The organism is Bacteroides salyersiae WAL 10018 = DSM 18765 = JCM 12988, assembly GCF_000381365.1.
In the GTDB taxonomy this organism is placed as follows: Bacteria; Bacteroidota; Bacteroidia; order Bacteroidales; family Bacteroidaceae; genus Bacteroides; species Bacteroides salyersiae.
In genome coordinates this window covers 1,680,941-1,701,407 of sequence record NZ_KB905466.1, presented here as the reverse complement: position 1 = coordinate 1,701,407, position 20,467 = coordinate 1,680,941, and the positions used below count along the sequence as shown (strand labels likewise).

The 20,467-nt window shown below is 46.0% G+C and carries 9 protein-coding genes, 2 tRNA genes and 1 pseudogene; 7 read left to right on the top strand and 5 right to left on the bottom strand.

Going from position 1 to position 20,467, the window contains the following annotated elements:
• The first annotated feature begins 9 nt into the window (after nucleotides 1-9).
• From HMPREF1532_RS06505 to HMPREF1532_RS06495, 3 genes are all read left to right on the top strand, one after another.
• Nucleotides 10-1,722, top strand: a complete 1,713-nt coding sequence (locus HMPREF1532_RS06505; RefSeq protein WP_005926579.1) for a RagB/SusD family nutrient uptake outer membrane protein — start codon at nucleotides 10-12, stop codon at nucleotides 1,720-1,722.
• A gap of 6 nt (nucleotides 1,723-1,728) precedes the next feature.
• Nucleotides 1,729-4,809, top strand: a complete 3,081-nt coding sequence (locus tag HMPREF1532_RS06500; protein ID WP_005926576.1) for a rhamnogalacturonan lyase family protein — start codon at nucleotides 1,729-1,731, stop codon at nucleotides 4,807-4,809.
• Nucleotides 4,810-5,015: 206 nt separating this feature from the next.
• Nucleotides 5,016-7,856 carry an exo-beta-1,4-galactosidase gene (locus HMPREF1532_RS06495; RefSeq protein WP_005926573.1) on the top strand — a complete coding sequence of 947 codons (2,841 nt, stop codon included), beginning with the start codon at nucleotides 5,016-5,018 and terminating at the stop codon, nucleotides 7,854-7,856.
• Nucleotides 7,857-8,142: 286 nt separating this feature from the next.
• Here HMPREF1532_RS06495 and HMPREF1532_RS06490 read toward each other — a convergent pair whose 3' ends face one another.
• Entirely contained in the window at nucleotides 8,143-9,063 is a 921-nt protein-coding gene (locus tag HMPREF1532_RS06490) for an AraC family transcriptional regulator (protein ID WP_005926570.1), read from the bottom strand.
• A gap of 225 nt (nucleotides 9,064-9,288) precedes the next feature.
• Here HMPREF1532_RS06490 and HMPREF1532_RS06485 point away from each other — a divergent pair, with 225 nt between their 5' ends.
• From HMPREF1532_RS06485 to HMPREF1532_RS21605, 3 genes and pseudogenes are all read left to right on the top strand, one after another.
• Nucleotides 9,289-11,400: a hypothetical protein gene (locus HMPREF1532_RS06485; RefSeq protein WP_005926567.1), complete on the top strand. Its 2,112-nt coding sequence runs from the start codon at nucleotides 9,289-9,291 to the stop codon at nucleotides 11,398-11,400.
• Between the two features lie 166 nt (nucleotides 11,401-11,566).
• Complete coding sequence (locus HMPREF1532_RS06480; protein ID WP_005926564.1) at nucleotides 11,567-14,830, top strand: DUF4450 domain-containing protein; 3,264 nt, start codon at nucleotides 11,567-11,569, stop codon at nucleotides 14,828-14,830.
• A gap of 8 nt (nucleotides 14,831-14,838) precedes the next feature.
• Nucleotides 14,839-15,451: pseudogene (locus HMPREF1532_RS21605) on the top strand (iron-containing alcohol dehydrogenase).
• Nucleotides 15,452-15,651: 200 nt separating this feature from the next.
• Here the strand turns inward: HMPREF1532_RS21605 and HMPREF1532_RS06465 are convergent.
• From HMPREF1532_RS06465 to gadC, 4 genes are all read right to left on the bottom strand, one after another.
• Nucleotides 15,652-16,935 (bottom strand): rhamnogalacturonan acetylesterase, encoded by a 1,284-nt coding sequence (locus tag HMPREF1532_RS06465; protein ID WP_044093566.1) that lies wholly within the window; start codon nucleotides 16,933-16,935, stop codon nucleotides 15,652-15,654.
• 284 nt (nucleotides 16,936-17,219) lie between these two features.
• Nucleotides 17,220-17,292, bottom strand: a tRNA-Pro gene (locus tag HMPREF1532_RS06460).
• A gap of 10 nt (nucleotides 17,293-17,302) precedes the next feature.
• A tRNA-Phe gene (locus HMPREF1532_RS06455) sits at nucleotides 17,303-17,375 on the bottom strand.
• A gap of 187 nt (nucleotides 17,376-17,562) precedes the next feature.
• Entirely contained in the window at nucleotides 17,563-19,191 is a 1,629-nt protein-coding gene (gene gadC / locus HMPREF1532_RS06450; protein ID WP_005926552.1) for a glutamine/gamma-aminobutyrate antiporter GadC, read from the bottom strand.
• A 186-nt stretch (nucleotides 19,192-19,377) separates the two neighbouring features.
• Here gadC and HMPREF1532_RS06445 point away from each other — a divergent pair, with 186 nt between their 5' ends.
• Nucleotides 19,378-20,139: a potassium channel family protein gene (locus HMPREF1532_RS06445; protein ID WP_005926550.1), complete on the top strand. Its 762-nt coding sequence runs from the start codon at nucleotides 19,378-19,380 to the stop codon at nucleotides 20,137-20,139.
• Nucleotides 20,140-20,467: the final 328 nt, after the last annotated feature.

Here is a 20,467-nt window from a genome sequence, read left to right as displayed (position 1 = left end):
GTGAAGATTATGAAAAAGAAAATATATTTCTTGGCTTTGTTATTTCCCCTGTTGTCCGGGTGCGATGATTTCTTTGCACCTAATACGGATGACACATTGCTGGAAAAAGATTATATCGGTACTTCTTATGAGTTGTATACCGGATATATGGGGTTGGCTGCCTGTGTGCAGGATGTAGTAGATCAGGCAATGTTCTTGGAAGGCCTTCGTGGAGACCTGCTGGAACCTACTACTAATGCTCCGGTAGAAATGTGGGACGTTTATAATTACAAGGATTTGCAACAGCCGTTCTCTGATAATGCATTGGCTGATCCTAAAGGGTTTTATGCCGTGATATTGAATAGTAATGACTATCTGGAGCATGTATTTGAATATAAAGAGAAGTATCCTACTGTATTGTCGACAAGTGATTATAATGGTATTATAGGTGGAGCATTGAGATACAAAGCCTGGGCATATCTGATGCTTGCTAAAATTTATGGAGAAGCGGTTTATCTGGATGATCCTTTGGCCACTTATCAGGATTTGTCTCAATATCCGGTGCTTAAGTTTGATGGAATTATCGATAAATGCATCGATCTGATTGAAACGGGTATGAATGGTGTCAATGGGAAAGGAGATATCCGTTGGTCTAATACTTTATATCCGGGTCAAGGCGACTCTCCCGAATCATTGGAATGGAACCGTATTTGTCCCACTCCCGAGTGTTTGTTGGCAGAATTGTATTTGTATAAGACTAAAAAAGAGAATACTGCTGAGGAGAACGCTGTTTATTATCAGAAGGTATGGGATAACTGTGTGAGTATCATTCGTACAGGGGGAACTCAAGAGGCCAGTTTTACTTTGAATAAGTCAAAGTATGAGGGATCATGGAGTCAGTTGTTTTCAACTACCTCGTATAATCGTCAGGACCATATCTCCGTTGCTTTCTATGATTATAGCAAAAAGCAGACGAACCATGTAATTGAGTATTTCTCTAATACTTATCCCAATAAATATTATCTGCGTCCGGCTGCGGCTGCCGTAACCCGTTGGGAAAAGAGCGGAGCTAATGACCAGAAATATCGGGGTATCAATAAGTCTTATAAAGAAAGTACGGAAGGATTGATTTTTTATAAATTCCTAGGGGCTCATACTACCAGTGATTATATTTATCGTAATGACGTACCCTTGTGTTACTATAAAGCTGCTGATATTCACTTATGGCTGGCCGAAGCCTGCGCCGGATTGGGACGTTATCGCGAAGCACTGCAATTCCTTAACGGTCAGTCTTCTGCCCGACAGAATTTCGGCTCGCTCTATAATAAGAATGCTAATATGTTCGATCCTCCATTCTCTGACTATCCTATTTGCCTTTATCAGTGTGTAGGCAAAGAAAGTCAGTTGAATTGTCAGGGTGTTCGTGGTCGTGTGAATGTACCGGCTGTGGGAGAATGGATATTGGGAGAAGACGAAACCACCAACGATGTGATTGTTGAACCCGAATATGCCCATTGGATGGTAGACTCGCTGCTTGTAGAAGAATCGAGATTGGAGTCTGCCGGTGAAGCACGTACTTATTACACGATGTTGCGTTCGGCAAGACGCTGGGGCGACAAGGCACGTAAGATATGGGCGGATAAGGTTGCTGAGAAATATACTACTGCGACTTCTGTAGGCAGCAATCTGGAAGCAACTGAGGAGAACTGGTTTATAAAATATGATTTGAAGTTGAATAAGTAAGATCGAATGAAGAAATTAAGCATAGTATTATGGTTTTTGCTCCTTGGAGGCATGATGATGCCTCTTTGGGGGCAGGCCCAGGAAAAGTTGGGGAGAGGCGTTGTTGCCGTGAAGTCTTCCGACGGTGTGTTCCTGTCTTGGCGCAGTCTGGCCACGGATACAAGAAAATTAGGTTTCGATATCTACCGGGATGGCGTGAAGATTACGGCTGCTCCGGTAGTAACCACTACTAATTATGTCGATAAAGACGGTACGGTCGATTCCCGTTATGTCCTTAAAGGAATATTGGATGGTACAACGACCGAGACAACGAAAGAAGTGACCGTATGGGCAGAGCAATTTAAGAAAATTCCTCTGAAACGTCCGGAAGGCGGAGTGACTCTGCCCTATGATGTGGTTCAGACAGATAAAGATAAAACCCGTGAAACGTATCCCGACGGGCAGGAGTACACATATACTCCGAATGATTGCAGCGTAGGCGATATGGATGGAGACGGAGAATATGAAATTATAGTGAAATGGGATCCTACCAATTCGCGTGATAACTCTTTCTATGGATATACGGGAAATGTATATCTGGACTGTTATAAATTGGACGGTACTTTTATGTGGAGAATTGATCTCGGAAAGAACATCCGTGCCGGTGCCCACTATACTCAGTTTATGGTATACGATCTGGACGGTGACGGCAAGGCCGAAATTGCTTGTAAGACGGCACCGGGAACAATCGATGGTCAGGGCAAATTTGTAATTATGGGCAGTGATGATCCTAATGCCGATTACCGCTCTTCCGGAAGCAAGGCCGGGATTGTAGTGGACGGCCCCGAATATCTGACTGTTTTTAACGGGCAGACGGGAGCAGAGATTTCAACAATTGCCTATAGCCCTCTTCGCGGAAATATCAACGATTGGGGCGATGGATACGGGAACCGTTCGGAACGTTATCTGGCATGTGTCGCTTACCTCGATGGAGTAAAACCGAGTCTGGTGATGTGTCGTGGATATTATGCACGTACCTCACTGACTGCATACGACTTTGACGGAACGAAACTGACGATGCGGTGGGCACATGACTCCAAAGTATCCGGTTCGGGTGCTTTCGGACAGGGAAACCATAACTTGTCGGTAGCCGATGTGGACGGCGATGGATGTGATGAGATCGTTTATGGTGCCTGTGTCATCGATCATGATGGAAAAACACTCTATCGCACCGGGTTAGGGCATGGAGATGCCATTCATCTTTCCGATCTGGATCCCGATTTGGAAGGACTGGAAGTATTTTCACCTCATGAAGAAAAAACGGCTGCTTATGGATATGAGATGCATTCCGCCGGAACGGGTGAAGTCATCTTCGGCGAGAAGACCGGAACGGATGTGGGACGTGGCATTGCTGCGGATATCGATCCGAACTATCGTGGGTTTGAAATGTGGTCTACGGCCAATGGAAATGTGTACGATTGCAAAGGAAATATAATCGCGACTAAGAATCGTCCTTCAGTGAACTTCAGAGTATATTGGGACGGTGATTTGCAGGATGAATTGCTGGATGGGGTGAAGATAGACAAGTGGAACGGTACGAAAGTGAATCGTATGATTACTCTGTCTGATTATAGCAATGCCGCTTCTTGCAATTCTACCAAAGCCACTCCCAACCTGAGTGCCGATATCTTTGGCGACTGGCGCGAAGAGGTCATTCTGTGGGATTCGAAGACGTGTTCCGACCTGTTGGTTTTCACAACGGTGATACCTACTGAATATAAAATAACGACTCTGATGCACGATCACGTTTATCGTATGGGAGTTGCCTGGCAGAATGTTGCTTACAATCAACCTCCTCATTTAGGCTATTACTTAGGAGATTGGGACACGGAAAATGCTTCATTTGCAAAGAAAGGAATCGGCTTTTTGAATCAGTCGGTAGAATTGGGCGAAGCGATTTCTCCTATTTCATATTCGTGGAAGAATGCCGAAGATGTAAAAATTACCGGGTTGCCGGAAGGGCTTACCGTTACGGTGGATAAGGAAGAGTGTCTCTTTACAATTGAGGGAACTCCGGGAGCAACAGGTACTTATGCATATACTATAGAGAGTGTCGGCGGGCTTACCGTGGCAACCCTTTCCGGAACGATTAAGGTGAAAGCTCCGGTGGTATTGAACGAGCTGGCTTATTTCCCGTTTGATGAGACTGCCGGTACATCGGCTGTCAATTCGGTATATGGAAGGGCCGAAGCGGTTAATTTCACTCCTACATGGATAAGCGGTGTTCGCCAACAAGCATTGGAGTTGCCTGCAACTCCTGCCAACCGCAGAATGGAACAAGCCTCTTATGATGACCTGCAATTGGGAACTAAGGATTTCAGTGTTGAGTTGTGGTTCCGTTCCGACGGCGGTACCGGTGTCGACTGGTATCTGTTCCATAAAGGCAGCCACACAAAGAATGCTTCGACCGGTGCTACCGGAAAGTGGATGGGATTGCAGTATAAGAATGGAAATCTGACATTCGGCATCGATGACGATGTTACGAAATCCAATCTGGACATTCCTGCTACCCAGTATTTCAATGGCGAATGGAATCATGTGGTTTGTGTTCGTGATGGCGAAACCAAGACATTGAAGATGTATATCAACGGTGTGTTCCAAGGCGAAGTGACTGATAAGACCGGTGATATCTCGGAATCGGAGATGTTTGTGATCGGTAACTGCAATGTAAACTTCAATACCCCGTTTACCGGTGCAATCGATGAACTTCAGATTTATGAAGGAGCGATGAGTGCTGCTAAAGCAAAGGAACGTTATGAAGCCAATAAGCCGACGGGTATTTCGACGGAAAGAACTCTCCGTCCCGATGTGAATGTTTATCCGCTTTACTTTACGGATGAAATCACAATCGAGTTCCCGGCGGAGGTGTCAGGACGTGCTATGGTTTCGATGTATTCTGCTGCGGGTACGCTTGTGTATCAGACTGCCTATATGGTGGACGGAGGAGCAACACTGTACATCAGTGGGCTGGAAGGCTTGCCGAAGGGTGCCTATATGGTTGTAGTAGAAGTAGGAACAACGAAGTTTGTGAAGAAACTATTGAAATAACAGAATCAATCCGTTACCGGGAACAGCCGGATTAACGTGTGGATAACCGGTAATCGGAGTTGAAACAAGTAATCGTTTAAATCGTCTCTCAGTTGTGAGACGCGCGTCTCACAACTGAGAGATGTGCGTTTCATAATTGAGAGACGTTCGTCTCATGGATGTGAAGCGATAATAAAACATGCATCAAATATAACTCATTATTCATCATGAAACTTATCTTGTCTTTCCTGTTCGCTTTTCTTTTTCTGACTGCATCTGCCCAGTCCACCCATCGGCAATACCTTTCCGGTGAGGGGTTGAATCACACGGTGACATGGGACTTTTATTGTTCCGATGGGAATAACAGTCAGCGGTGGAGCAAAATCGAAGTGCCTTCACAATGGGAGTTGCAGGGCTTCGGAACGTATACTTACGGGCGTTGGTATAAGGAGAAAGGAGTGAAGAATCCCAGTATGGAAACCGGAATTTACCGGCATTCGTTCAAGGTGCCGAAAATGTATAAGGATCATACGGTACGGATTGTCTTTGACGGGGTGATGACGGATACGGAAGTATTTGTCAACGGTTCTCCGGCCGGCCCGGTTCATCAAGGCGGATTTTATCGTTTCTCGTATGATATCACCGACCTGCTGAATGTGGGTGGAAAGAACAAGCTGGAAGTACGCGTCAATAAACATTCGGCAAATAAATCCGTCAATGCCGCCGAGCGCAAGGCCGACTGGTGGCTGTTTGGGGGGATTTATCGTCCGGTGTGGCTCGAGATAAAGCCCAAAGAACATATCGGAAGGATTGCGGTCAACGCTTCTGCCGATGGAGAACTGCAAGCGGATGTTTATTTGACCGGTGCCTGTCCGGGTTACCGGTTGTCTGCTGCAATCGCTTTTCCAGATGGTAGCAATAAGACCGAAGAACGGTTCTTCACACTTGCAGATACCGCTTCCATGTATCGGATAAATACTCAGTGGAAAGAGGTCCGTACCTGGACACCGGAGACTCCGAATCTCTACCTCCTTACCTTGAAACTGCTCGATGCAGAAGGCCGTACCCTTCATCAGCATCAAGAGCGTATCGGATTCCGTACGGTAGAATTCCGTCCTAAAGACGGGCTTTATGTCAATGGAGTGAAGATTGTGATGAAAGGCATCAACCGTCATTCATTTCATCCTGACGGCGGGCGTACCACAAACAAAGAAATCAGCATTCAAGATGTACTGCTGATCAAAGAAATGAACATGAACGCAGTCCGTTCCCATTATCCGCCGGATACTCATTTTCTGGAAGCTTGCGATTCGTTGGGACTTTTTGTGATCGACGAGTTGGCCGGTTGGCAAAATGCTTATGACGCCACAGTGGGAAGGCAGCTTTTGGAAGAGATGGTAGTCCGGGACGTCAATCATCCTTCTATTGTGCTTTGGAGCAATGGCAATGAAGGAGGGTGGAATACGGCACTCGACAAGTATTTTTCCTGCTATGATCCCCAGCAACGTCACGTGATTCATCCGTGGGCAGACTTTAACGGACTGGATACGCATCATTATCCGGCCTATCTCACCGGTGTGGGGCGTTTTACAAACGGCTATAATGTGTTTATGCCCACCGAGTTCATGCATGGGCAATATGATCAGGGACATGGTGCCGGACTGGAAGATTTCTGGGCGAACTACACCTCGCATCCTCTCTTTGCCGGTGGTTTTATGTGGGCTTTCTCTGATGAGGCAGTACGCCGTTCCGACCGTAACGGGCAGTTGGACTCCGATAAGTTCAATGCCCCCGATGGTATTGTAGGCCCTTATCGTGAGCGCGAAGGAAGTGTTTATACGGTACGTGAGGTATGGGCTCCCATACAGTTCCGTCAACTTTATATTACCCCTTCTTTTCGGGGAGAGTTTGCTCTGACCAATACGTATTTGTATACCAATTTGCGGAATTGCCGGATGAGCTACCGTCTCTACCGGTATCCTTCACCTCTACGGGAAGAAGCGTTATCTTGCTGTATCGATTCCGGCGAAGTTTGTCTGCCGTCTTTGTGTCCCGGTGAAACGGGATATGCACGTATGCAGATGCCTTCCTGTTTTTGGGAAGCCGATGTTTTGGAACTTGAAGCTTTCGGGCCGGATGGAAAAAGTATTTGTAACTGGACGTGGCCCGTACGCTATGCCGGTGATTACCTGAAGCGTGAAATACCCCGTTCCGTTCCGAAACAGGAGAGGGCGTCCGTGCTTCAGGATCACGATTCGTTGGTGACGCTTTCGGCCAATGATATTACTGTCGCTTTTCGTAAGGCGGATGCAACGATTGCCCGTGTCCAAAAGGGAAAAGAAGGAGTGGAAGTCCCTCTGACAGATGGCCCTCTGCCGGTGGGTATGAAAATGGAGTTTACTCGCTATACGGTCCGGATGGATGGGGAAGATGCTGTTTTCTGTGCCCATTACCGGGGTGGGGTCGATTCTATCCAATGGTGTATGTCCCCTTCCGGCCTGTTGTCGATGGATGCTGTTTTGCTGAACCGTGCGTCCGGTGGAGGTGGGTTTGATGATGCGTTCATGGATGAGGCGGTGCTTAACTTAGGGCTTACTTTTTCTTATCCCGAGCAGGAGTGTACCGGCATGCGCTGGTTGGGTCGGGGCCCTTATCGTGTATGGAAGAACCGGGTGAAGGGAACGAATTATGCCGTTTGGCAGAAAGATTACAATAACACGGTCACCGGAGAAAGTTTCGGGAATCTTGTTTATCCGGAGTTCAAAGGTTATCATGCGAATCTTTATTGGGCTACGGTGCAGCACCGGACGGCTCCTTTTACGGTATACACAGCCACCGACGGGCTTTTCTTCCGTCTGTTTACTCCGGAAGAACCGGCCGGCCGGCAGAATGGGGTGAATACGATGCCTGATTTCCCGTCCGGGGATATCTCGTTTCTATTGGATATTCCGGCTATCCGTTGTTTCAAGCCTATATCGCAGCATGGTCCCCATAGCCAACCCGGGATTGTGCGTATAAAGAAAGGAGATGAAGGGCTGCGTATCCGTTTGTTATTCGATTTTCGTTAATATTATCATAATGATCATTGCAAGCATCAAATAGTGCATTCTATTCGTGCAGGTCATGGAGTATCTTTGTCTTATCGATTAAGACATAACAAAAGGAGAAGCTTTATTACGGTTGAGTGTTAGTTTAAAGGGTTTTTAAGTTAGTGAAGTAAAATGCAATTCTGCACTGTTAAGTTTCTCGTGCAACTGTTTATTTATTAGTTTAATAAGTTGCTTTGTGTTTATTCTATGGATAACGGGGATAAAATCTGTGAAGAATTTATCCCCGTTTAGCATATGTATTTGTTTAATCTTCTTCCAGTTCATCACTCGTCTCACGGCCGAAGCTCCGGTATTCCAGTGGGGTGAATCCCGTGCGTTTCTTGAAAAGTGAGAAGAAGTGTTCGGTCGATTTATAGTCGAGCATGAAAGAGATCTCCTTGACGGACTGAGAGGTGCCTATCAGTAGTTGTTTCGCTTTGCGGAGTTTGAGTTCCTGGAAATATTTGGCCGGGGCATATCCGGTATAGTCTTTGAATACCTTGCGGAACCAGGAATAGCTGATGTTGAGTTTTAATGCTAATTCTTCCGGGTCTATGTTTTTGAAGACATTTTCATTCATGATAATCTTTGCCTGTTCGATCTTTTGGTCTACGTCTCCTATTTCGAATATTTTGTTTTTCGATATGGACAGGATCATTCCGATAATGTGCAGTACTATTCCCGACAGGTATTGCTGTGCCGATATTTTATCGGCTTCTGCCACTTCCAGTGCACGGGAGAATAGTGCGACCAGCTCTTCATTCAGACCGACTTCCAGTATTTGGTTGTCTTTGGACAAGAAAGAGCTTTTGATTATGTCATCGATAATCGGTCCTTCAAAACCGATGTAATATTCATTCCACCCTGTCTGTTGCATCGGTTGATAGGTATGCCATTGTCCGGGAAACAGAATAATGACGCGCCCTTTGCACACTTGTCTTTCGTCTGTTGAATCCGAAGTAAAAAGTCCCCTTCCTTTGGTGATATACAGAATTTGATATTCGCGGAGGGTACGTCCTTTTTGTGCGTTAAAGAAATAGCCGGATGGATGGTCTTTCAAAGGGTAGGGTGAATTAGGTTGGATGGATTGAAAGCCTACGGTGTTTATCCAAAGTCCGAATTTGCGGTCCATGTCGTTTACAATCAAATACTTGAATTCTACTCCTAAGTCATTATAGCTGTTCATACGTGTCCTCCATAATATTCATAGCTACAAAAATAAATAATATTTTTTTAAATCCAACATATCTCTCACAAAAACAACGTTTTGCAATTGATTTTCGGCAAATGTGGAAAGGTTTTCGCTACTGACAAATTACACAGCATTTCAGTCACTATGTATAGATACCCTTTGCCGGCAATCGCCTATCTTTGTAGCATCTATTCATTTATATAATTACAGAACAATACCATGAAAAAACTACTTTACCCGTTTGTGGTTCTGGCGTTGATGGCTTGTGGCGAAAAACAACAAGCGCCCATCGATCGCGAAGCACTTGTCGATCGTAATTCTCCTCAAGTAACTGCTTTTGATTCTTTAGCTTCCCTTTCTGTAGGCAATGGCGAGTTTGCCTTTACGGTAGATGCTACCGGTTTGCAGACATTCCCCGAAATGTATACGAAGGGGGTGCCGTTGGGAACACAAAGCCAATGGGGCTGGCATGAATTTACAAATCCCAAAGGGTACAGGCACGAGGAAACACTGAAAGATTATGATTTTGGTCGCGGACGTATGGAACCTTATTCGGTGCAGTTCAATGAAGACGGCCGGCAGAAAGAGGCTGCCAACTGGTTCCGTGTCAATCCCCATCGCCTGCACCTCGGTATGGTGGGCTTTGAATTTGGACGTGATCCTCTTGCCGTGGCGCAGGTGACGGATATAAAACAAAAACTGAACCTTTGGGAAGGTGTCATCAATAGTAGCTTTAAATTGGATGGCAAACCGTTTGAGGTACAGACCGCCTGTCATCCGAAAGCCGATATGGTGGCTGCCACCATTCGATCGGAAGCGCATGCCGGCGTCAACTTCCGTTTCCCGTATCCCACAGGTGGCCATTGTGATGATGCTTGCAACTGGACTTCGAATGATAAGCACTCTACGGCCATTGTCAGTCAGGATGAACAACAGGTTGTATTGAAACGTACCTTGGATGCCACTACCTATTATGTAACGATTCGTTGGGAGGGCAAAGCAACGTTCGGAGAAAAAGAGAAAAACTATTTTGTGCTTACCCCCGAAGAGGATATCCTGGCATTTACTTGTGCCTTTACTCCGGAAAATTCTTCTCCGGAAATGTCTACTTCCGAACAGACCCGGCAGGCTGCCGCCCAATACTGGACCGCTTTCTGGAAAAATGGCGCTGCTGTTGACTTTTCTGCCTGTACGGATGAACGTGCCGGAGAATTGGAACGTCGTGTCGTATTGAGCCAATATCTGCTCGCCATCCAGTGTGCCGGAACTACTCCGCCACAAGAAACCGGACTGACTTATAATTCCTGGTTCGGCAAATTCCATTTGGAAATGATCTGGTGGCATCAGGCGCAATTTGCTTTGTGGAATCGTGCCGATCTGCTTGACCGCACTTTAGGATGGTACGAAACTGTAGAGCCCGTTGCCCGTGAAATAGCCGGCAGGCAAGGTTTTGATGGAATACGATGGATGAAGATGACCGATCCGAGCGGCACGGAGGCGCCTTCTAAAGTAGGCAGTTTCCTGATCTGGCAACAGCCGCATTTCATCTATCTGGCAGAACTGGTGTATCGCAACAATCCTTCGGATGAAATAATCAGGAAATACAACCGGCTGGTACAGGAAACCGCCGACTTTATGTATTCTTTTGCTACTTATGATGAATTGGAAGGGCGTTTTGTGTTGAAAGGTGCTATTCCCGCGCAAGAAACGCTTCGTGCTTCTGAAACAGTAAACCCTCCTTTCGAGCTCTCGTACTGGCATTTCGCTATGGAGACAGCACAGAAATGGCGCGAGCGTGCCGGTGAAAAGCGGAATTTGGAATGGGATGAGATGATTGATAAACTCTCTCCGTTGGCCTATAATGAAGATAAACTGTATCTGGCTGCCGAAACAGCTACGGATACTTATAAGGACATTCGTTTCACCTCCGATCATATGGCCGTGTTGGGTTCAGTCGGTATCCTTCCGATGAATAAACTGATTCGCGATGATTATATGAAAAATACCCTGCATTGGATTTGGGACAACTGGAACTGGGGCAAAACCTGGGGATGGGATTATCCGATGACAGCTATGAATGCCGCCCGTTTGGGTGAACCGGAAAAGGCTGTCGGTGCCCTGCTGATGGACAAACGCACCAATACTTATCTGGTGAACGGACACAATTACCAGGATGGCCGTCTGCGCGTATACCTGCCCGGTAACGGTGGCTTGTTGACTGCCATCGCCATGATGTGTGCCGGATGGGACGGTTGCCAGGTTGAGAACCCCGGCTTCCCGAAAGACGGAACTTGGAATGTACGCTGGGAGGGACTGAAACCGATGCCGTAAAATAATGAAGCCTCTCCCCAACCTTCTCCGGGGGAGAGGGGGTACAGATACTCTTGTCTATTAATTGGATACTTTTGTCTATTAATCAGTTGCAAAACTAACTTAGCTCCCTCTCCTACGGAGAGGGTTGGGGAGAGGCTTCGTTCCTATTGAATAATTATTAATCATGAATCGTTATTTATCTTTCTTTTTATTAAGTTGTTTCGGTTTGTCGGCCGGATGCGTGTGTGCGCAGAAGCCGGTAAAGCGAATCGGAGATTTTATAGAATCCACTTCTTATAATGATCATAAACGGGGAGCATCCCGCAGTTTGCAATATTATCCGGAGGGGGATGATTTTGTTTGTGTCAATGGTAAGAATCGTTATACACGTGCTTTATATGGCAGTTGGTCTCCTTTCCGGTTGGAAACGAGTGACCGGCCTGTATTTGCCACTTATGATAAACGGAACAGTAAGAATATCCGTTTCAGGATTTCCATGCCCGGTGGTTACTCGGCCATGCTCGATTCTGTAGGTTATTGTGAAGCCCGCTATACGCCCGGGCGCCGGAGTTATCATCTCACTGACCCGGCTTGGGGAAAAGGAGAACTTCGTATCTCTGCTTTGGCATTGCCGGATGTTGATGGGGCTATCTGGAAGCTGGAACCGGTCGGTTTCTCTTCTCAGTCGGTGCTTACGGCCGTTATGTCGGAGATCAAGGCACACCGTCTGAATCGTAATGGCGATATGGGTGCCGATCCGGCCGATAGCTTCGAAGCACCGGAGAATCCGCAGCAAGTGGAGACTTGTGATATACGCCTGAAAAATGGGGTTGCTTATCTGGTGTTCCGGGATTTCTCTATTAAAATGCTTGGCAAGAAAGAGGGAAGCCGCTTGTATGAAAAGGCGGAAAAGGCCCGTGCGGAATTGGCTTCCCGTATCCGGATAGAAACGCCGGATGCTTATTTGAATACGCTGGGAGGGGCTCTTGCCCTTGCTGCCGATGGAATTTGGGATGGACAAGTCTGGTTGCACGGTGCGGTAGGTTGGCGTATGCCGCTAAGTGGCTGGCGCGCTGCTTATACAGGGGATGCTTTAGGCTGGCACGATCGGGCCCGTACGCATTTTGATGCCTATGCGGCCAGCCAAGTCACAGAGGTTCCCAACACGATACCTCATCCGGCACAGGATTCCGTCCTTAATCTGGCCCGTTCGGAAAAGCGGTGGGGAACTCCCCAATACAGTAATGGGTATATTTGCCGTAATCCCCGCAACAATACCCAGATGCATCATTACGACATGAATCTTTGCTATATAGACGAACTGCTTTGGCATTTCAACTGGACGGGAGATTTGGAGTATGCCCGCCAGATGTGGCCGGTGCTCGTCCGCCATCTGGCATGGGAGAAGTTGAATTACGATCCCGATAATGACGGGCTTTATGATGCTTATGCATGTATCTGGGCCAGTGATGCCCTTTATTACAACAGTGGTGCCGTCACTCATTCTTCTGCCTATAATTACCGTGCCAATAAGATGGCGGCTGTTATTGCCGAAAAAATAGGTGAAGACCCTACGCCTTACCGGGAGGAAGCCGGGAAGATATTACGGGCCCTTAATGCACGTTTATGGTTGTCTGATAGAGGACATTGGGCCGAATATCAGGATTATATGGGGCATCGCCGTTTGCATGAGTCTGCCGGAGTGTGGACCATCTATCATGCCCTCGATAGTGAAGTGGCCGACCCTTTTCAAGCTTATCAGGCTACCCGTTATGTCGATACGGAAATTCCTCATATCCCTGTTCGTGCCAACGGCTTGGAAGAAAAAGGGTATGCCACCATTGCTACGACCAACTGGTTGCCTTACTCATGGAGCGTCAATAACGTAGCTTTTGCAGAGGTGATGCATACGGCACTGGCCTATTTCCAGGCAGGGCGTCCGGAAGCCGGATATAAGCTGATGAAGAGCTCTGTCCTCGACGGCATGTACATCGGTGATAGTCCGGGCAATTTCGGGCAGATTAGTTTTTATGATGCCGCCCGTGGGGAGTGTTATCGTGATTTCGGTGATCCGGTAGGGGTTGCTTCCCGGCTTCTGATTCAGGGATTATTCGGGATTCTGCCCGATGCTCTGAATGACAAGTTGGTGATTCGTCCCGGGTTTCCGGCAGAATGGGATAAAGCGTCTCTTGCCACTCCCGATTTATCTTACCGTTTCCGTCGTGAGGGAATGCGGGATATTTATACGGTCAAACAGCATTTTGCCAATCCGATGGAGCTGAGTTTACAGATAAATGCTTTTAAAGAGAGAATCGAGTCGGTGAAGGTAAACGGCGTTTCTGCCAAATGGGCATTTGTAGAATCCGCTTCGGGCTGTCCGGTGATGGCTGTCACGGCACCTGCTGCCGGGGAGACGGTTGTTGAAATTATTTGGAGCGGTGCTTCCCTTCGGAGGCTTTCTCAGGAGCCGTTGGAAGTACATCCCGGACAAGACTTTTCCTTGACGGCTTTGGAAGGCACTGTTTATGATAAATTTTATGATCCTCAAGGGATACTTGTTGATCCTACTGTAGATAAAAAACGGTTAGCGGCTCGGATTTCCGGTCAAACGGGGCATCATACTTTTTTTGTATTGGTAGAACAAGAGGAAATGAAATGGTGGCAACCGGTGAATGTAAATATAAAGCAGGAGATGATGCCGGCCGTTCTCCCATTCACCCATGTAAAGGCGGATTCGTGCGAACCAATCGATATCACTTCGGCATTCAATGCTTCGGTTACCGATATCTATCGTAATGAGTATCTTTCTCCCCGTTCGCCTTACACTACTTTGCAACTTCCGAAACAGGGAATTGGAGAATGGTGTCATCCCACGTTGACGGCGGATATCGATGATTCCGGCATGAGAGCATTGGTACGTGACGGGCTGCTGTCTACTAATTTAGGAGTATCGTTCCGTACGCCGGAAAAAGGAAATAACATCGCTTTCACCTCCTTGTGGGATAATTATCCGGATAGTCTGTCGATACCTCTTACGGGCAGAGCCTCCCGTGCCTATCTGTTGATGGCCGGTAGTACGAACCATATGCAATGTCATATTGTCAATGGGGTCGTTCGTGTGCATTATGCAGATGGAACCGCAGAGACTTTAGAACTTGTCAATCCGGAAAACTGGTGTCCGATCGAACAGGACTTTTATGTCGATGGTATGGCTTTCCGGCTCCAATCTCCTCGTCCGTATCGTCTACATCTTAAATCAGGATTGGTCAGTAATAATCTTGAAAAAGATTTGAATATAACTGGAGTATACGGACGCCCGATCGATGGGGGTGCGGGTATACTGCTCGATATGCCATTGAATCCGGATAAGGATTTGAAGCGTATAACCTTGGAGACCGTATCCAATGATGTCGTTATCGGCTTAATGGGAATTACCTTACAAAAATAAAAGAATGAATGAACCGCATTGTATTAAACGAAACATCCTATTTCGGTGCTGGCTGCCGTAGCGTGATCGCTGTGGAAGCCGCCCGTTGTGGATTCAAGAAAGCTTTCTTTGTGACCGACAAAGATCTGATCAGGTTTGGCGTAGCTGCCGAAGTAATGAAAGTATTTGAAGCTAATAATATCCCCTATGAGCTTTACAGTGATGTGAAAGCCAATCCGACCATTGCCAATGTGCAGAACGGAGTAGCTGCCTACAAGGCGTCGGGTGCCGATTTTATTGTAGCGTTAGGTGGAGGCTCTTCCATCCAATGCTTTGCTGTTACCGTATGTCATGGAGTATAACGCGGAATCTCCGGCTGCTTCGAAATACATCCGGATTGCCGGGGCGATGGGAGTAAATACGGATGGCATGACGGAGGCAGAAGGGGTGCAGGCAGCTATCGATGCAGTGAGAACCCTTTCGGTAAGCATCGATATTCCTCAGAAACTGCATGAAATCAATGTCAAAGAAGAAGATATTCCGGCATTGGCCGTAGCTGCTTTTGATGATGTGTGTACCGGAGGTAATCCGCGTTCCACCTCTATAGAAGATATTGAAGCTATTTATCGGAAGGCTTTTTAAAGTTCCGGGTACCGGTATTCCGCTTAAAAAGAGTGTAACCAACATCTCTATAAACTTAAAATCACCCATACCACAGTTTTAACTGCGCTGTAAAAGTTGGATATAAAACTTTAGGAGTGCAGTTCTATTTGACTGTGGCATGGGTGATTCTATTGAAAAGGGCATTTTCTTGGTTCCTGTTTTTGTGAAGTTTCACGGTTTTAGTTGCCGTCCGGTTTTTCTATTTCTGTAAACGGACTGTCATTCCAATGAAAGTTTTCCACAGCGTCCGGATGTGCCGGATCGTAAGGCTGGTAATCTTCTCTCAGGTATTGAATAAGGTCAATTTCTGCTTTCTTCATCCCTTCGATCACACATTTGGCAATCTGATATGCACCATAGGGGTTGAAATGGGTATTGTCTTCCAAAGCTTTATCTTGTCCCGGATAAGTACCTGCCGGATAGTGTACGAAAGCTTTCTTTGAGGCTTCTACTCCCATGGCTTCGTATAGGGTGCGGGTCATTTCGTTCAAGTCTATTAAAGGAACGTTCTCTTTGGCGGCCAGCCAACGCATGGCATCCGGATAATCCTCGTGTGTGTCTTGTATTTTACCGTCTGCTCCGAAACTGCGACGTTGGGTCGGGGTGACCAATACGGGATGTGCCCCGTGTGCACGGGTTTCGTCTATAAAGGTTTTCAGGCTGGTCATATAAGAGTAGAATGCTCCTTTCCCGGGTCCTTTCTGCTTTTGGTCATTATGGCCGAACTCCATGAACACATAGTCTCCGGGCTTCATTTGGGTTAGTGCCTTTTTCAAGCGTTTGGCTGCAATGAATGTATTGGCGCTTTCTCCGGATTCGGCATAATTGGCAAAGCAGATATTTTCATTGAAAAAACGTGGAATCATTTGTCCCCAACTTCCCCAAGGCTCATTATCCTGGTCTACTACTGTAGAATTTCCGCATAAAAAGACAGTGGGGACATTGTCCGTTCTCTCTATCGTTAATTCCGATACGCAAGGTGATTTTCCATTAAATTCTAATGTCAGCTTATCGTCCCAGTTCAGTTTGCGTTTTTCACGAGGTTTGATGCGTACTTGCTCGGTGTCCGAAATACGGGTGTTTCGCTTATTGATGGTAAATATGCAAGGTATCATTTCTCCTTTCTCGCTTTTAATGTTCTCAAAGAACAAACGACGCGATTCGCCTCTTATGGTAGTTTCTCCTCTCTTCTTACCGGATCCTAACAGTACTGTTATTCTATAATTTCCATCGGGAATTTGTACGGAAAAGAAAAAAGGAGCTGTATCTGAGGAGGTCGATACTGGCTGCAAGTCATATCCGTATCCTTTACTTTCCGAAAAGAGATCGGTAGGGGTAACTTTAATGTAACCTTCTTTTGTGCTTTTTTCTTGCCTGAAATCGAATTTATAGTTTTGTGCCGTACTTGTTAAGACAGTGAATAATCCAACTGTCAAAATAGAAATGTTTTTATGTATTCTCATGATAATATAATATTGAAAAAGACTTTCTGTAATGAAAGTGCTAATTTACAATATTTTATTGTTAAAAGGAATACTGAATTGCTGTGAAAAATAAGTTTCGAATATTGTACTATTCTATATGATGGAAAAAGTATTTAATGTGCTTTTTCAATGCAGGGATTTTCAAACTGAGCTGATGTTTTTTTACGTTGACCCCTGATGTTGCGTTGATCCGGAATCAACGCACTCAGAACACAGTAAAAAAAGAAAAACGACAAACGATTTTGCTCGTTTGTCGTTTTCTGTCGGAATGAGGCGACTCGAACGCCCGACCCCTACGTCCCGAACGTAGTGCGCTACCAACTGCGCTACATTCCGCTCTTGAAAGTGGTGCCACCAGGAATCGAACCGGGGACACAAGGATTTTCAGTCCTTTGCTCTACCAACTGAGCTATGGCACCTTTCTTGTTTGCGGGTGCAAAGATAGGTATATTTTTTAATACTGCAATATCTGGAGGGAAAAAATGTAATATTTTGGTTATATAATCTTTTTAAGAGCTATCGGTATTTTTCATATCCAATAAGAAAAGGAGGTATACCTAAACAAACTCAGGTATACCTCCTTTTTCTTCATGCCAAATAGTAAGTTTATGTTTTGGGAGTATTATCCTTGCTTGCAGCATTGTTTCCAACGTTGTTTGTAGAGGTGGACGATGCTGCCGGCGCATCGGTTGCTGTACTGGTTGCCGGAGCTGCTTTAGCCGTGGTAGCAGTTGTAGTAGCGGCGGTTACTGTTGCTGTGGCTGCTTGTGATTGAACTTGAGCTTGTTCTTCCCAATGGAAAGGCTCGAAGTTGCTGTCCGGATCTACCCATGACGGCTTTTTGGAAGCGTAGATGATAAACGGAGCTATCACTACGACAATTGCGCCGACAATAAGAACGGTGAACCATACAGTGTTGCTACCTGTGGAAATCTGGCTGGGCGGAATAAAGCTCAATATGAATGCGAGTAATGAACCGCAGAAACCGAGACCGCCGATAAGCCACATCAGGCCGTTGCCTTTCTTACCGATACGGAACGGACGATCTGTCTTCTTCATGTTATAACGCAGATAGATGGCGCCGGAGAACATGAGCAGGTACATGACCAGATAAAGGATTACTGTCAACTGTGACAGAATCTGGTAAAAGCTCTGTACGGAAGGCATGACGACGAAAAGAAGACTCAATACGGTTACGGCAATACCTTGTACGAAAAGAATGTTTTTCTGTACGCCTACCTTGTTGGTCTTCTGGAAGAACGGAGGCATATAACCGGCCTTACCTACGGCAAAGATACCTTTTGACGGACCGGCAACCCATGTCAACACACCGGCCAATACGCCGAATGCCAATGCGATGGCGATGATCGGTGACAACCAGGAAGCGTGGATGTATTTGAAATAGTTATCAAAACCGACCAGCAAGCTTTGTGTCAGACTGATGTCATTGGCGGGGATGATGATACCTAATGCGAAAGTTCCCAATACGAAGATGACTACTGTAATCAAAGCACCGATAAATACGGCTTTCGGATAGTTCTTAGTAGGGTTTTCCACATCTTTTACGTGGATACCGCCCATTTCCATACCGGCATAAAAGAGGAAGATACTTGCTGCAAGAACTACATTGTCGAATTTCGTGAAGTCGGGGAAGAAACTGCTGTGGAAGTCCAGGTTGGAGTGTCCACCGGTAGCCAGATAGACGATGCCGAGAATAATCAGCAGGGCTGCCGGGATGATGGTACCGACCATACCGCCGATTTTCGCAACTTTACCTACCCATCCCATACCTTTAAGAGAGATGAAAGTGGCAAGCCAGTAGATGATCAGTACGACAGCCAGCGTATAGTATTTATTACTTGCCAGTGACATGTCGTGAGCGTCATTCATTCCGATGAAGGCGATGGAAACGGCACCGAATGTCAGAACGGTAGGATACCAGATGGTACTTTCGATCCATTGCACCCAGATAGCCAGGAAACCGAACTTTTTGCCGTAGGCTTCACCTACCCAGCGGAATACACCGCCTTGCTTGTCTTGAAACATGGCAGCCAGTTCCGCTGCAACGAGCGAAGTCGGTATCAAAAAGACAATGGCTGCGAAAAGATAGTAGAAGGCCGAACTCATACCGTACACGGCCTCGGCAGGAAGTCCGCGTAGGGATACTACTGCCGTTACATTCATGATAGCCAGGGTGAATACCCCTAATTTTGCTACTTGTTTAATATTTGCCATAAGTTAAGGTTTTAAGTGAAAAATATTTTTAAGTCTGCTTTATAACAACATTAGGCAAGAGATGTTTTTGGAGGATAGCGTCAAACTTGGTTAATTAACATAAGGTAAGCTCTAAACAAAGCGGGCATATAGTTGTTTCTTCTGCATTGCAAGAATAAGATGTATAATTACTAAATAAGTAAGTTTATGAAAACTGCCCTTACTGATTTTGCGCTGCAAAAGAGGGGGATATATGGCATTTTGCATGTCATCATACTGTTACTGTCCCTCTTCTTGGTTATCAGCATTTCTGTGGATACATTCAAAGGTATCCCGTTTTACACACAGTCTCTGTACATGAAGGTACAGTTATGGATTTGTATCCTGTTCCTGTTCGACTTTATTCTCGAACTTTTTTTGTCGAAGGACAAACTGCGTTATTTCGGCACACATTTTCTTTTTCTATTGGTAGCTATCCCGTATCAGAATATTATAGCTTATATGGGTTGGACATTTTCGCCGGAGATTACCTACATGCTCCGGTTCATTCCCTTGGTGCGGGGAGGATATGCAATGGCAATCGTAGTGGGATGGCTGACGTATAACAAAGCATCCAGCCTGTTTATTTCTTATCTGACGATGCTATTGGCTACGGTTTATTTTGCCAGTCTGGCATTCTTCGTGATGGAGCATAAAGTGAATCCGTTGGTAGTGGGTTATGGGGATGCTCTTTGGTGGGCGTTTATGGATGTGACGACGGTCGGTTCCAATATTATTGCGGTGACTGCTACCGGACGGGTTTTGTCTGTACTGTTGGCTGCATTGGGAATGATGATGTTTCCGATATTCACAGTTTATGTCACCAGCTTGATTCAGAAGAAGAATAAAGAGAAGGATGAGTATTACGAACAGTTGGCGAGTGAAAAACAACAGCAGCAACAGCAACAACAGCCGGTAGCTGATAAATAATCATATGCCAATAAGCTAATATGCCAATGTGCCAATTCGTTGATGTGTCGATGCGCCGATGTATCCGGGGATGAAAAGCGGATTTGAGGAAAAGATATTAAATACGTGACTAATCTGTCTTTTTGCTGGTGTATTACGGCGTTTTGTGACGGGTACTTTGCGGGTATAATTGTAACTGGAGAATAAACTGCATAACAAAATGAATAATAGTTGTTCTTTCTTGTATATTTTTGACCTTATCCGGATAAATATGCGATTTGTCCCGGTGTGTTAACTCGATTATCCCGGTATGTTAGGCTCGGTTCCTCTACGAGGAACGGTCCGAAAC